Annotated in this window: 14 protein-coding genes; 9 read left to right on the plus strand and 5 right to left on the minus strand. The window is 69.1% G+C overall.

Annotation, left to right across the window (positions count from 1 at the left end):
• Window positions 1-3: 3 nt before the first annotated feature.
• The gene (locus ACIPVB_RS05550; protein ID WP_400367520.1) at window positions 4-396 is read left to right on the plus strand and encodes a VOC family protein; all 393 of its coding nucleotides are present in this window, start codon (window positions 4-6) and stop codon (window positions 394-396) included.
• Between the two features lie 8 nt (window positions 397-404).
• On the opposite strand, the gene ACIPVB_RS05555 is transcribed toward ACIPVB_RS05550, so the two are convergent.
• The 3 genes from ACIPVB_RS05555 to ACIPVB_RS05565 all read right to left on the minus strand — a co-directional run bounded on the left by ACIPVB_RS05555 (window position 405) and on the right by ACIPVB_RS05565 (window position 2,420).
• Complete coding sequence (locus tag ACIPVB_RS05555; RefSeq protein ID WP_400367521.1) at window positions 405-1,412, minus strand: alcohol dehydrogenase catalytic domain-containing protein; 1,008 nt, start codon at window positions 1,410-1,412, stop codon at window positions 405-407.
• Between the two features lie 140 nt (window positions 1,413-1,552).
• Window positions 1,553-2,008, minus strand: a complete 456-nt coding sequence (locus tag ACIPVB_RS05560) for an ImmA/IrrE family metallo-endopeptidase (RefSeq protein WP_400367522.1) — start codon at window positions 2,006-2,008, stop codon at window positions 1,553-1,555.
• A 7-nt stretch (window positions 2,009-2,015) separates the two neighbouring features.
• Entirely contained in the window at window positions 2,016-2,420 is a 405-nt protein-coding gene (locus tag ACIPVB_RS05565; protein WP_400367523.1) for a helix-turn-helix domain-containing protein, read from the minus strand.
• Between the two features lie 335 nt (window positions 2,421-2,755).
• Here ACIPVB_RS05565 and ACIPVB_RS05570 point away from each other — a divergent pair, with 335 nt between their 5' ends.
• Genes ACIPVB_RS05570 through ACIPVB_RS05580 form a run of 3 tightly spaced genes read left to right on the plus strand, consistent with a single transcriptional unit; the run spans window position 2,756 to window position 5,360 of the window.
• Window positions 2,756-3,631, plus strand: a complete 876-nt coding sequence (locus ACIPVB_RS05570; protein WP_400367524.1) for an ABC transporter ATP-binding protein — start codon at window positions 2,756-2,758, stop codon at window positions 3,629-3,631.
• Window positions 3,628-4,506 (plus strand): ABC transporter permease, encoded by an 879-nt coding sequence (locus ACIPVB_RS05575; protein WP_400367525.1) that lies wholly within the window; start codon window positions 3,628-3,630, stop codon window positions 4,504-4,506. Before ACIPVB_RS05570 ends, ACIPVB_RS05575 begins: the two co-directional genes overlap by 4 nt.
• 20 nt (window positions 4,507-4,526) lie before the next feature.
• Window positions 4,527-5,360, plus strand: coding sequence for an ACP S-malonyltransferase (locus tag ACIPVB_RS05580; protein WP_400368190.1), 834 nt, complete (start codon window positions 4,527-4,529; stop codon window positions 5,358-5,360).
• A gap of 310 nt (window positions 5,361-5,670) precedes the next feature.
• Here the strand turns inward: ACIPVB_RS05580 and ACIPVB_RS05585 are convergent, their stop codons facing one another.
• Window positions 5,671-6,081 carry a RidA family protein gene (locus ACIPVB_RS05585; protein WP_400367526.1) on the minus strand — a complete coding sequence of 137 codons (411 nt, stop codon included), beginning with the start codon at window positions 6,079-6,081 and terminating at the stop codon, window positions 5,671-5,673.
• A gap of 54 nt (window positions 6,082-6,135) precedes the next feature.
• Between ACIPVB_RS05585 and ACIPVB_RS05590 the strand changes: the two genes are divergently transcribed.
• The 3 genes from ACIPVB_RS05590 to sucD all read left to right on the plus strand — a co-directional run bounded on the left by ACIPVB_RS05590 (window position 6,136) and on the right by sucD (window position 8,440).
• Complete coding sequence (locus ACIPVB_RS05590; protein WP_400367527.1) at window positions 6,136-6,273, plus strand: hypothetical protein; 138 nt, start codon at window positions 6,136-6,138, stop codon at window positions 6,271-6,273.
• 83 nt (window positions 6,274-6,356) lie between these two features.
• Window positions 6,357-7,520, plus strand: coding sequence for an ADP-forming succinate--CoA ligase subunit beta (sucC, locus tag ACIPVB_RS05595; protein ID WP_400367528.1), 1,164 nt, complete (start codon window positions 6,357-6,359; stop codon window positions 7,518-7,520).
• A 17-nt stretch (window positions 7,521-7,537) separates the two neighbouring features.
• Window positions 7,538-8,440, plus strand: coding sequence for a succinate--CoA ligase subunit alpha (sucD, locus tag ACIPVB_RS05600; RefSeq protein WP_400367529.1), 903 nt, complete (start codon window positions 7,538-7,540; stop codon window positions 8,438-8,440).
• A 233-nt stretch (window positions 8,441-8,673) separates the two neighbouring features.
• On the opposite strand, the gene ACIPVB_RS05605 is transcribed toward sucD, so the two are convergent.
• On the minus strand, window positions 8,674-10,125 hold the full coding sequence (locus ACIPVB_RS05605) for an NCS2 family permease (protein WP_400367530.1): 1,452 nt from the start codon (window positions 10,123-10,125) through the stop codon (window positions 8,674-8,676).
• Between the two features lie 64 nt (window positions 10,126-10,189).
• Here ACIPVB_RS05605 and ACIPVB_RS05610 point away from each other — a divergent pair, with 64 nt between their 5' ends.
• Complete coding sequence (locus ACIPVB_RS05610; RefSeq protein ID WP_400367531.1) at window positions 10,190-10,627, plus strand: nitroreductase family deazaflavin-dependent oxidoreductase; 438 nt, start codon at window positions 10,190-10,192, stop codon at window positions 10,625-10,627.
• 136 nt (window positions 10,628-10,763) lie between these two features.
• Window positions 10,764-12,233: a DUF6350 family protein gene (locus ACIPVB_RS05615; protein ID WP_400367532.1), complete on the plus strand. Its 1,470-nt coding sequence runs from the start codon at window positions 10,764-10,766 to the stop codon at window positions 12,231-12,233.
• The last annotated feature ends 12 nt before the right edge of the window (window positions 12,234-12,245 follow it).

Genomic DNA, 12,245 nt, shown 5'->3' on the forward strand with positions numbered 1-12,245 from the left:
GGGATGCCCCTCTTCGATCACCTCAGCGTCAGCGTCTCCGAGGTCGACGACGTCATCGCCCGGTTCGACCCGATCCTCACCGCGTTGGGCCTCTCGCGCAGCGAGGGCGGCAACGGGGCGTCGTGGTACGCCGAGGGCGAGACCGAATTCGTCGTGCTCCCCGCCCGTGACACGGCATCCGGTCCCCACCGGCACGGACGTGTCGGGTGGCAGCACCTCGCGTTCGCGGTCGCATCGCGAGCCGAGGTCGACGACATGCACGAGCGGGCGCTGCGGGCGGGGTGGACGGCGGTGCGGGAGCCCAAGGAGTACCCCCGGTTCACGCCGACGTACTACGCCTCGTTCGTCGAGGATGCCGACGGCATCCGGATCGAGTTCATGCACAACCCGGGGTAAGCTGCGGGTCAGCTCGGCACCGGCGGCGGCACCAGGACGAGACGTCCGACGAAGCCGTCGGCCGTGCGCGGCAGGCCCCCCGACTCCATGCGGCGATGCGCCCCGGCCGCGTCCGCGAAGCCGAGTACTTCTCCGACGTGAGCGCGGATCGGGCGGCCCTCGGCCCACCGGGCGCCGACGCGGGCAGCGACAGCCTGCAGTTCGTCGACGCTCAGCGCGCTCAGGATGAAGCCCTCCACGCGCAACTCCCTCACCTGCACGGTCCACAGGTCGACCTCCGTGCTGGTGCGGCCGGCGAGGACGATCACGCGTCCCCGCGGCGCCAGGTGACGGACCGCCGAGGCGGTATCGGCGCGGCCGGTGGTGTCGATGAGGACGTGGATGCCGCCCTCCCGTCGCTGTGCGACCGCCCCGGCCGCTTCGTCAGCTGCGGCCACCACCACCTCGGCGCCCCAGGACGACAGCGTTGCGCCACTGCGGTCATCGCGGACCACGGCGATCACGTCGGCACCGGACGCCACTCCCTCCTGCACGAGGGCGGCTCCGACCGCGCCGTTCGCCCCCACGACCACGAGCGTCTCGCCCGGGCGGATGCCCGCGCGCAGGTGCAGCGCGGCGACGGCGGTCGTCGCCGGATGCAGGGACGCGACGAGCTCGATGGGGTCGGCGGCAGCCGGGACCGGGTAAACGCGATTGCGATCCACGACGACGAGTTCCGCGGTCGCACCGGCGCGATCGGCGTATCCGGCCGAGCTCGTCCACACCCGGTCGCCGATCCCCACGTCGTGCACGTCCGGGCCGACCGCGTCCACGACACCGACCAGGTCGCGGCCGACCGCAACGGGAAAGGCCAGCGGAGCGCGCCAGCGGCCCGAGCGCACCAGGACGTCGACAGCATCCACCGCCACTGCTCGCGGGCGGACACGCACCTGCCCCGGGCCGGGGGTCGGGTCGGGCAGCTCACCCCATTCGATGACCGACGCGTCTCCGGTGCGGGTGAAGAAGGCGGCGTGCACGGCGACTCCCTTCGTTGAGGTGAAGGAAGGCTAGTCGCCTGTGGGGCGGGAGGGGAGGGGTGATCGCATCTCGATCAGCTGACGTGCGCGCCGACGACGTACGCGAGGGTGGTGGCTGGTTGGAACGTGGCCCCGCGTCCTCACACTCCCGGGTCGGGGGGCGGCATCCGATTGCGAGAAAGAACAGCGCGCGGTCTGGTACGCAGTCGCCCTCGAGTGTCGCCGATCAGATGAATGGGGTGGTGCTGTGCGAAAACACGGAGCAGTCGGGCGTTCACTCCGAGCTCGTCGGCGATGTCGGTGTCGCAGAGCCCCATTGCCTCGAGAGCGGCCAGTCGATCGGGATCGATGAGGACCTCGGACGCGAAGGCGTCAGCCTCGAGCTCGGCCGCCGGGTCATGCGGGCCGTGGTGACCGTGATAGGCGTGTCCGAGTTCGTGCGCGACGACGCACGCCCGTTCGATGGGGGCGAGGGTGAAGTCGTAGACGATCCGCCGTCGCTCGTGATCGTAAAACCCTCGATATGGGCGGGGGAGATGCGCGGCCTGCACCGTGACGTCGAGCCGGGTGGCAAGCGAAAGTAGTTCGCGCATCATCGTTCTTTCAGTCGATCGTCGCCCGGTCGTCGCTGTACGCGGCGGCGTTCAGGCCGGGCGTGACGTGACCGATGTAGGTCACGTTGTCGGCGTCGGTGATGTTAGGCCGGGGTTCCGACATCGAGGAGACCCGCTCTCGGAGGCCGTCCTCGGCGGATCCGCTCGTGCTGTAGTCGGTCAGGGCCATGTCGACGATTTCGCGTGCAGGGATGCGCAGGACGGCTGCAATTCGCTCGAGTTCCGACACCGTGGTCTCGTTCATGCCGTCTTCGCGACGTTTGAGGTTCGACAGGGCGATTCCGGTCTGAGCGGAGAGCTTCTCCCTCGAGAAACCGCGCCGCGCCCGTGCGGCGCGGATCGCCGCGCCGAGATGAGGGTCGAAGGGATGGGGCGTCTTCTTCTCGCGAACCATGGCCCCAGCGTAAGCGGGCGAGTCTGTCGCTCTTGCGGGTGAATTCGGTCGCGTGGGTCATATGTGAACTATTAGCTTGCATGCATGACCCAGCGATCGGAGCCGCGCCGCGGCGGCAGCTCCCGGACGACCGGCGGAAGAACACTTTCGCCTGGTCGAGCCGACGGGCTCGAGGGTGCGTCCGACCGCCCCCGAGACGAGCCTGTCCGCGAGTTCCTGGCGGCGGGTGCGCGAGAGGGGCTCAGCGTCGCTCAGATGTTCCGAGAATGACCCCGGCCCGACCTGCACCCATCGCCGAGCGGAGGCTCACTGTGTCCGTCCATGTAGGAAATCTCGTGAAGAAGTACGGCAGCTTCACCGCCGTGAAAGACCTGTCGTTCGACGTGCCCGAGGGAGCGCTCTTCGCCTTCCTCGGAGAGAACGGGGCGGGCAAGAGCACGACGATCGGCTGCATCACCACTACCCTGAGTCCGACGTCCGGCACGGTACGGGTGTGCGGTCGCGACGTCGTCGCCGATCCGAACGAGGTGCGCCGCAACCTCGGTGTCGTCTTCCAGCAGTCCCTGCTGGATCCGCTGCTCACTACTCGCGAGAACCTGTCGATCCGAGCGAGGTTCTACGGTCTCGAGCGACGAGAAGCCGCTCGACGCATAGCCGAACTCTCCGAGACCGTCGGCCTCGAAGCAGTGCTCGATCGGCGATACGGGGTGTTGTCCGGCGGACAGAAACGTCGCGCCGATATCGCGCGTTCCCTCGTGCATCAACCGCGTGTCATCTTCCTCGATGAACCCACCGCGGGCCTCGACCCCCAGTCGCGGGAGCAGATCTGGTCGGCTATCGGGCGATTGCGTTCCGAGCATTCGACCACCGTCTTCCTGACGACGCACTACATGGAAGAGACGGAAAGGGCGGACCGGGTCTGCATCATCGCGCGTGGCGAGATCGTCGCGCAGGGGACTCCTGCGGAACTGCGGTCGGCCCACAGCAGCAGTGTGCTCACCGTCCGGGCCGCGGACGCGGCATCCATACTCTCCGCGTGCGAGAAGCAGGGCCTGTCGCCGGAGGCTGCCGGCGAGATCATCCGGATCCCGGTCGACGGTGTAGACCAGGCCAAGACCGTTCTCTTGCTTCCCGGAATCAGCGACTTCGAATTCCGCCACGGGACGATGGATGACGTCTTCCTCTCCCTTACGAAGGAGAGTGCGGCATGAGATCGATCGCGTTGCTTACGGGACGGAATCTGCGGTTGTTCTTCCGTGACCGAGCGGGCGTGTTCTTCTCGCTGTTATCGGCGCTCATTCTGATCGCGCTCTACGCGCTGTTCCTCGGCAACCTGCAGATCGACAACCTGACCGAGCGATTCCCGAATGCGGCGAACTCCGATATCCACTGGTTCGTCGACAGCTGGGTCTTCGCGGGAATCGCCATGATCAGCACTCTCACGACGGCATTGGCAGCTCTGTCTGTCTTCGTGGACGATCGCGCGAGCGGACGGTTCAGCGACTTCCTCGTCTCGCCCATCCGCCGACACGAACTCATCCTCGGCTACCTCTTGGCCAGTTTCATTGTCTCTCTGGCCATGACGACGGTCGTGCTGGCGGTCGGGCAGCTTTATCTGCTCCTGCAGGGGGACGCGGTCATGACCCCGGCGGAGGCGCTTACCACGGTCGGGAGCGTGTGCTTGTCGAGCTTGGCGTTCGCGGCACTCTCGAGCTTCGTCGTCACGTTTCTGCGTAGTTCGGGCGCGTTCTCCGCGCTGTCCACGGTGGTCGGAACGATCATCGGCTTCCTTGCGGGTGCGTACATTCCTGTCGGCACCCTTCCCGAAGGCGTCGTGAACGTCATCAACGGTCTGCCTTTCGCGCAAGCGGCCATGTTGATTCGACAACCGATGACAGCCCAGGCCGTGGATGCCCTGGCGGGCGGCCAGGTGCAGGCGGTCGACGCCGTCGAGTCCTTCTACGGCATCTCGTCCACGGTCGGTGGCGTCGAAGTCACCACGTCCCTCGCCGTGGCCGTGCTCGTTGCTGTGTTCGTCGTTTTCTCGGCGCTGGGTGCACGCATGCTCAGCCGTCGGATCCGATGATGCGAAAGGACCTGCTCGTGATGCCCGGCCAAGGTAGTCAGGTTCCGGGCATGGGGAAGAGGCTGACCGAGCGTTTCCCTGCAGCGCGCGCGGTGTTCGACGACGGCGCGGACGCGCTGGGATTCGATCTGCGGGAGGTGATGTGGTGCGGCTCCGCCGAAATGCTGACGAACACCGAGAACGCTCAGCCCGCCATCGTCCTCTTCTCGATCGCGGCACTGCGCGCCTGGGAGACCGTCGTCCCGCACCGGAACGGTGCGCAATGGGCTGCCGGTCACAGCGTGGGAGCCGTCGCCGCGGCCATCGCGGTCGGCGCATTGACCGTCGCTGACGGCGTGCGGCTGTGCCGGACACGCGGCGAGTTGATGGGATCCGCCCCGGGATCGGGAGCGATGCTCGCCGTTGCGGCGTCATCCACGCGCGCACGGGATGAGGTCGTCGAACTCGCACAGGCGACGGGGGTTGAGGTCGCGTGCCGCAACGGCGAGCTCCAGATCGTCCTCTCGGGTTCTTCCTCCGCGATCGATGCGGCTCGATCGGTGCTGGGAGGGCGCGCTCGGGTGCTCGACGTGAGCCACGGCTTCCACTCCGCTCTCATGGACCCCGTCCTCGGACCGTGGACCGACGCCGTGGCGAACGTCGGATTCCGCGACCCGGAGAGCCCCATGCTGTCGTCGATCACCGGCGAGCGGCTGAAGACGGCGGCGGATGTGCGGGAGGATCTACGCCTCGGCATTCGGTCGACCGTCCGCTGGGATCTGGCCGTCCGCGGGACGCTGCCGCCGGGCGGTGGGTATGCGAGGGGTGTGGCAGTTTCTGGAGCGCGACGGCCACCGCCGGACGGGCGATGGTGAGCGCTGCGAGGTTCGCCACCGGGATCGACGTCGAGCCCGCTGCGCGTCGACGCCCTGCTGCCTACCGCACGGCGAGTCGATGGTGCGCGGTGCCCGTCCAGGATGCGAGGCAGTGGACGCAGATCGAGGCGCTCTGGAAGGCCATGCGACCAGCGCCCCGACTCGGCGAGGGGACGATTCCCGTCCCTACGTCCTCGCGTCGCGGGTGGCTGCTCAGCGCGGACGGCGCGTGGTGGATATGGAGCTCGGAGTCGTCGGACGGATTCGTGTGGACGCTCGTCGTGGGTGCGACGCGGGCATCTCTCGAGGGTCAGCGGTCGACGACGGCCGCGACCGCCTCGATCTCGACCAGCTGGTCGTCGTAGCCGAGGACGGTCACACCCATCAGCGTGCTCGGCACGTCGTGGTCGCCGAAGGCGTCGCGGACGACTTCCCACGCGGTGACGAGATCGGCTTGCCGAGTGGATGCCACGAGCACGCGCGTGCTGATCACGTCGCGGATCGTCGCGCCGGCCGCACGCAGAGCGATGGTCATGTTCTCGATGCAGCTCGCGGCCTGCGCGGCGTAGTCACCCACGCCGACGGTCGAACCGTCGGCATCCAGGGGGCACGAGCCGGCGAGGAAGACCAGGCGGGCGTTCGCCGGAGCGGTGGCGGCGTAGGCGTACTCGGCGGCACTCGACAGCGACGCGGAATGGATGAGGGTCACGGCGGAGGTCATTGCGGGCAACTCCCGGGAGGGTGCGATGTCGGAGGTCCTCGCCAGACTAGGTGCATGCCTCTCTTCGACCACCTGAGCGTCAGCATCCCCTACGTCGATCGCGCCGACCTCTCGCTCGCCGCTCCGTCGGCGCAGCGGCATCCCGGCCTCCTGTCGACGAGGCAAGGGTCGGGGGTCTCCACCCCCGTCTAGTAGGGTTGACCACTGGCGAAGATCTCTTGATATCGAGAGAGTTCGCCTCCTCCCACCACCGATCGCCCAGCGAAGGATTGTCCGTGGATCTCTACGAGTACCAGGCACGTGATCTGTTCGAAAAGTACGAGGTGCCGGTGCTCGCCGGCATCATCGCCGACACCCCTGAGGAGGCGAAGGCGGCCGCGGAGAAGCTCGGCGGTGTCGTCGTCGTCAAGGCTCAGGTCAAGACCGGAGGCCGCGGCAAGGCCGGCGGCGTGAAGGTCGCCAAGACCCCCGACGAGGCGTTCGAGGCGGCCCAGGCCATCCTCGGCCTCGACATCAAGGGCCACGTCGTCAAGCGCGTCATGGTCGCCGCCGGTGCCCGCATCGCCAAAGAGTTCTACTTCTCGGTGCTGCTCGACCGCGCCAACCGCTCCTACCTGTCGCTCTCGAGCGTCGAGGGCGGCATGGAGATCGAGGAGCTCGCCGTCGAGCGTCCCGAGGCGCTCGCGCGCATCGAGGTCGACCCGCTCGAGGGCATCACCACCGAGAAGGCCCTCGAGATCGCCAAGGCCGCGAAGTTCGACGACGAGCTGGCACCCAAGGTGGCCGACGTCTTCGTCAAGCTCTTCGACGTCTACAAGGGCGAGGACGCCACCCTCGTCGAGGTGAACCCCCTCATCCAGAGCGAGGACGGCGACATCATCGCCCTCGACGGCAAGGTCTCGATCGACGAGAACGCCGGCTTCCGCCACCCCGACCACGAGGCGCTCGAAGACAAGGACGCCGCCGACCCGCTCGAGGCCAAGGCCAAGCAGCACGACCTCAACTACGTCAAGCTCGACGGTCAGGTCGGCATCATCGGCAACGGCGCGGGCCTGGTCATGTCGACCCTCGACGTCGTCGCCTACGCCGGCGAGAAGCACAACGGCGTCAAGCCCGCGAACTTCCTCGACATCGGTGGCGGCGCCTCGGCGACCGTCATGGCCGCCGGTCTCGACGTCATCCTGGGCGACGAGCAGGTCAAGAGCGTCTTCGTGAACGTCTTCGGCGGCATCACCTCGTGCGTGGCCGTGGCCGAGGGCATCGTCAAGGCCCTCGAGATTCTGGGCGACACGGCGACCAAGCCGCTCGTCGTCCGCCTCGACGGCAACCAGGTCGAGGAGGGCCGCGAGATCCTCGCCGCCGCCAACCACCCGCTCGTCACCCTCGCCGCCGGTATGGACGAGGGCGCCGACAAGGCCGCCGAACTGGCCAACGCGTAAGGGATAGGGACAGAGAAATGTCGATCTACCTCAACAAGGACTCCAAGGTCATCGTCCAGGGCATCACCGGCGGTGAGGGCACCAAGCACACCGCCCTCATGCTCAAGGCCGGCACCCAGGTCGTCGGTGGCGTGAACGCCCGCAAGGCCGGCACGACGGTCTCGCACAAGGACGCCTCGGGCAACGACGTCGAGCTGCCCGTCTTCGCCTCGGTCGAAGAGGCCATCCGCGAGACCGGCGCCGACGTGTCGATCGCGTTCGTGCCCCCGGCCTTCACCAAGGACGCGATGGTCGAGGCCATCGACGCCGAGATCCCCCTGCTCGTCGTCATCACCGAGGGCGTGCCCGTCGGCGACACCGCCGAGGCGTGGGCGTACGCCAAGTCCAAGGGCGAGAAGACCCGCATCATCGGGCCGAACTGCCCCGGCATCATCACGCCGGGTGAGGCGCTCGTCGGCATCACCCCGGCGAACATCACCGGCAAGGGACCCATCGGCCTCGTGTCGAAGTCGGGCACGCTGACCTACCAGATGATGTTCGAGCTGCGCGACCTCGGCTTCTCGACCGCCATCGGCATCGGCGGCGACCCGGTCATCGGCACCACGCACATCGACGCCCTCGCGGCGTTCGAGGCCGACCCCGAGACCAAGGCCATCGTCATGATCGGCGAGATCGGCGGAGACGCCGAAGAGCGCGCCGCCGCCTTCATCGCCGAGAACGTCACCAAGCCCGTCGTCGGCTACGTCGCCGGCTTCACTGCTCCCGAGGGCAAGACCATGGGTCACGCCGGCGCCATCGTCTCGGGCTCGGCCGGTACCGCTCAGGCGAAGAAGGAGGCCCTCGAGGCCGCCGGCGTCAAGGTCGGCAAGACGCCGTCCGAGACCGCGTCGCTGATGCGCGAGATCATCGAGAGCCTGTAAGCAGCACTCTCTGCGGGGCCCGGATGCCATGGCATCCGGGCCCTTTCGCGTTCCCCTGCGCCGCCCGACGACCGAGTGTCCAGGACGCGCCGTGCGCCGGGCCGAGTCCGCGGCGTGTCTTGGACACTCGACGGAGAGGGGCGGGCGCGGGGCCCGCGGACGATCCGACCACGGCGGGCGCGCAGAAGGGCCCGGATGCCGTGGCATCCGGGCCCCCCGAGAAGCGACCGACGTCAGCCGAGCAAAGCCTCCACCGGGCCGCGGGCGAAGAAGACGACGAAGCCGGCGGCGACGATCCACAGCAGCGGGCTGATGCGACGCGCGCGTCCGGACAGGGCCTGGATCAGCACCCAGCTGACGAAGCCCGCGCCGATGCCGTTCGCGATCGAGTAGGTCAGCGGCATGACCGTCACGGTGAGGAAGACGGGGATCAGCACCGACAGGTCCGAGAGGTCGACGTGGCGGATCTGCGCCATCATCAACGCGCCGACGATGACCAGCGCGGCGGCGGCGATCTCGCTGGGGACGATGCTCGTCAGCGGCGTGAAGAACATCGCGAGTAGGAACAGTGCACCCGTCACGACGTTCGCGAGACCCGTGCGTGCCCCCTCTCCGATACCCGAACCCGACTCGATGAACACGGTGTTCGACGACGACGAGGTGGCGCCGCCCGCGACCGCGCCGATGCCCTCGATCACCAGGGCCGAGCGCACGCGGGGGAAGGTCCCGTCGGGTGCGGCGAGACCGGCCTCGCGCGAGAGCCCGGTCATGGTGCCCATCGCATCGAAGAAGTTGGTGAAGACGAGCGTGAAGACGAGCATGAGCGCCGCGAGCGCGCCGATGCGACCGAACGACCCGGCCAGGTCGACCTGTCCGACCAGGGACAGGTCGGGAAGGCTCACCCACTGCGCGGGGAGCGTCGGGACGGTCAGACCCCACCCGCCCGCGTTGCCGTCGGCTTTGGCGCCCAGACCGGCGACGGCTTCGACGATCACCGCGATGACGGTGCCCGAGAGCAGACCGATCAGCAGCGCCGCCTTGACCTTGCGCACCAGCAGCACCGCGGTGATGACGAGGGTGAGCACGAACAGGGCCGTGGGGATCGTCGCGATCGAGCCGCCCACACCCAGGCCGACCGGAGGCGAGTTCAACCCGGTCGAGGTGACCAGGCCGCTGTCGACGAAGCCGATGAAGGCGATGAACAAGCCGATTCCCACCGTGATGGCGGTCTTGAGCGCGAGGGGCACCGCCTCGAAGATCATGCGGCGCAGGCCCGTGACCGCCAGCAGCACGATGATGAGGCCGTTGATGACGACCAGGCCCATCGCCTCGGGCCAGGTGACCTCGCCCACGATGCCGACGGCGAGGAACGAGTTGATGCCCAGGCCGGCGGCGAACGCGAAGGGCAGCCGGGTCACCAGACCGAACAGCATGGTCATCACGCCGGCCGTCAGGGCGGTCACCGCGGCGACCTGCGGGAAGCCGAGTGCGTTCCCGGCGACGTCGGGGGTGCCCGACAGGATGATCGGGTTGAGGATGACGATGTAGGCCATCGTCACGAAGGTGACGACGCCGCCGCGGACCTCGGCGCTGACGGTCGAGCCGCGCGCGGTGATCTCGAAGAACCTGTCGAGGCGGTTCTTGGGCGCGGGCACGGTGGTGGTCTCGGGAGCGGAAGCGCTCATGAAGGGCTCCAGGAAGGGGGAAGGTCTGGACCGGAGGGGGAGACGCCGACGTATCGTGTGAGCTATGTCACTCTCAGGAGAGTATCTACCCAGCACCAGCGAATGGGCCCGCACCCAAGCGGAGACCTACGAGGCCACGGGAGGCCAGGAGTCCGCCGACATGCGGGGCGTACCCATTGTCGTCCTCACGACCGTCGGCGCCAAAACGGGTGGCCTGCGCAAGACCGCGCTCATGCGCGTCGAGCACGACGGCAAGTACGCGGTCGTGGCGTCCAAGGGCGGCGCACCCGATCACCCGGCCTGGTACTTCAACCTCGTGAAGAACCCCCGTGTCGCCCTGCAGGACGGCGACGTGAAGAGGGAGTACGACGCGCACCAGGCCGAGGGCGCCGAGCGTGACGAATGGTGGGGCTACGCCACCGCGGTCTGGCCCGACTACGACGAGTACCAGAAGAAGACCGATCGCCGCATCGAACTGTTCGTCCTCGAGCCGGTCGACTGACGGCGGGCCCGCGCCGAGAGTCGTCGCCCTCGCGCGGTCGCGCGGCGACGGCTCTCGTGCTCGCGGGATGGATGCCGCGGGGCCCGTCGCGCCTGAGTGAGCGCGCGAGCGAGCGCGGGTAAGGTTCCACACGCCCATGCATCGCCTTCTCGTCGCCCTCCTCGCCGCCCTCGACGCGGTGCTCACCGCCGCGGGCGGAATCGCCGTGGTGCTCGCGCCGCTCACCCTGCTGTGGGTGTTCGGCATGGGCGATCCGCAGTGGGACGCCCTCTGGCCCACCTCGGCGGCGATCTGGCATCTCGGGCACTTCGTCCCCGTGACGGTGACCCTTCCCGACACGTATCTCGCCGCGACGGGCATCGACCCCTCGTTCGGGACCATCGTCCTCTCGCTCGCGCCGGCGGGGTTCGCCGCGTTCACGGCGTTGTTCGCGGCCCGCTCGGGCTCGCGGGCCGCCGAGGCGGGCGCGGCGGTAACCGGGTGGCTGTCGGGATCCATCGTGTTCGCCGCCCTCGCCGCGCTCGTCGGGCTGACCGCGAACGCCCCCCTGGTGTCGGCGGAGCTCTGGCCGTCGATCGTGCTGCCCGCGCTGCTGTTCCTCGTGCCGTCGCTGGTGGGTGCCGTCGTCGGTGCGTGGCGCGTCGGCGACGACGGCCCGATCGACGCGCTGCGCGCGCGGATCCAGCGGATGCCGCGGGCGTGGAGCGTCGTCCCCGAGCTGGTATCGCGCGGGGTCGCGCTCACCACCCTCGGGCTTGTCGCCGTCGGGGCAGTGGTCGTGGTCGCCGGGATCGTCGCCCGCTCGACGCAGGTGATCGGGCTCTACCAGGCCAGCAACGCCGACGTCATCGGCGCCACCGTCATCGCCCTCGGCCAGCTCGCCTATCTGCCGACGCTGGTGCTCTGGGCGATCGCCTTCGCCGCGGGGCCCGGGTTCGCCCTGGGCGCCGACACCGCCGTCACGCCCGCCGCGACGCAGGTCGGCGCTCTTCCCGGCATCCCGGTGCTCGGTGCGATCCCCGACACGACGTCGTCCTGGCTGCTGCTGCTCGTGCTGCTGCCCGTCGCCGTGGGCGCCGTGACGGGATGGATCCTGAGATCCCGGATGCCGCTCACCGACGGTCCCGAGCCGGTGGGGCCCCGTCTGATCGTCGCCGTCTCGGTCGCCGTTCTGACCGGTGGCGTCGGAGCGCTCATCGCGATCGCCTCGTCGGGGTCGATCGGACCGGGGCGCCTCGCCGAGACCGGCCCCCAGCCCGGCCCCCTCGCCCTCGCCCTCGGTGTGGAGACCCTCGTGGGGGTGGCGATCCTGCTGCTCGGCCCGCGCGGGGGCGCGGACGACGACCTCGCGGTGCCCCACGAGACGCCCGCGTTCTCGTTCCCCGCACGCCCGCACGAGCCCTTCGACCGCGACCAGCACATGACCGGACCCGCCCCGACCGCCCCCATCCCGGGCCGGGGGATCGCGTCCGAGGCCTGGCCGAGCACGTACCGGGAACCGGATGCCGTCAACCCCGATCCCGAGCCGTCGACCGACGACGAGGTGCGTGCGCGTATCCGCGCGGCGTGGGCGGAGCCGGGTGACGCCGACTCGGGTCCGCGCTGAGCCCCGCGACGC

The sequence above is a fragment of the Microbacterium sp. NPDC090007 genome (assembly GCF_044748345.1).
Classification (GTDB): Bacteria; Actinomycetota; Actinomycetes; order Actinomycetales; family Microbacteriaceae; genus Microbacterium.

Excerpts from the sequence above, each read along its gene's own strand:
- ACIPVB_RS05550 (WP_400367520.1), top strand. The coding sequence starts at position 4 with ATGCCCCTCTTCGATCACCTCAGCGTCAGCGTCTCCGAGGTCGACGAC.
- ACIPVB_RS05560 (WP_400367522.1), bottom strand. The coding sequence starts at position 2,008 with ATGATGCGCGAACTACTTTCGCTTGCCACCCGGCTCGACGTCACGGTG.
- ACIPVB_RS05565 (WP_400367523.1), bottom strand. The coding sequence starts at position 2,420 with ATGGTTCGCGAGAAGAAGACGCCCCATCCCTTCGACCCTCATCTCGGC.
- ACIPVB_RS05575 (WP_400367525.1), top strand. The coding sequence starts at position 3,628 with ATGAGATCGATCGCGTTGCTTACGGGACGGAATCTGCGGTTGTTCTTC.
- ACIPVB_RS05580 (WP_400368190.1), top strand. The coding sequence starts at position 4,527 with ATGCCCGGCCAAGGTAGTCAGGTTCCGGGCATGGGGAAGAGGCTGACC.
- ACIPVB_RS05585 (WP_400367526.1), bottom strand. The coding sequence starts at position 6,081 with ATGACCTCCGCCGTGACCCTCATCCATTCCGCGTCGCTGTCGAGTGCC.
- ACIPVB_RS05590 (WP_400367527.1), top strand. The coding sequence starts at position 6,136 with ATGCCTCTCTTCGACCACCTGAGCGTCAGCATCCCCTACGTCGATCGC.
- sucD (WP_400367529.1), top strand. The coding sequence starts at position 7,538 with ATGTCGATCTACCTCAACAAGGACTCCAAGGTCATCGTCCAGGGCATC.
- ACIPVB_RS05605 (WP_400367530.1), bottom strand. The coding sequence starts at position 10,125 with ATGAGCGCTTCCGCTCCCGAGACCACCACCGTGCCCGCGCCCAAGAAC.
- ACIPVB_RS05610 (WP_400367531.1), top strand. The coding sequence starts at position 10,190 with ATGTCACTCTCAGGAGAGTATCTACCCAGCACCAGCGAATGGGCCCGC.
- ACIPVB_RS05615 (WP_400367532.1), top strand. The coding sequence starts at position 10,764 with ATGCATCGCCTTCTCGTCGCCCTCCTCGCCGCCCTCGACGCGGTGCTC.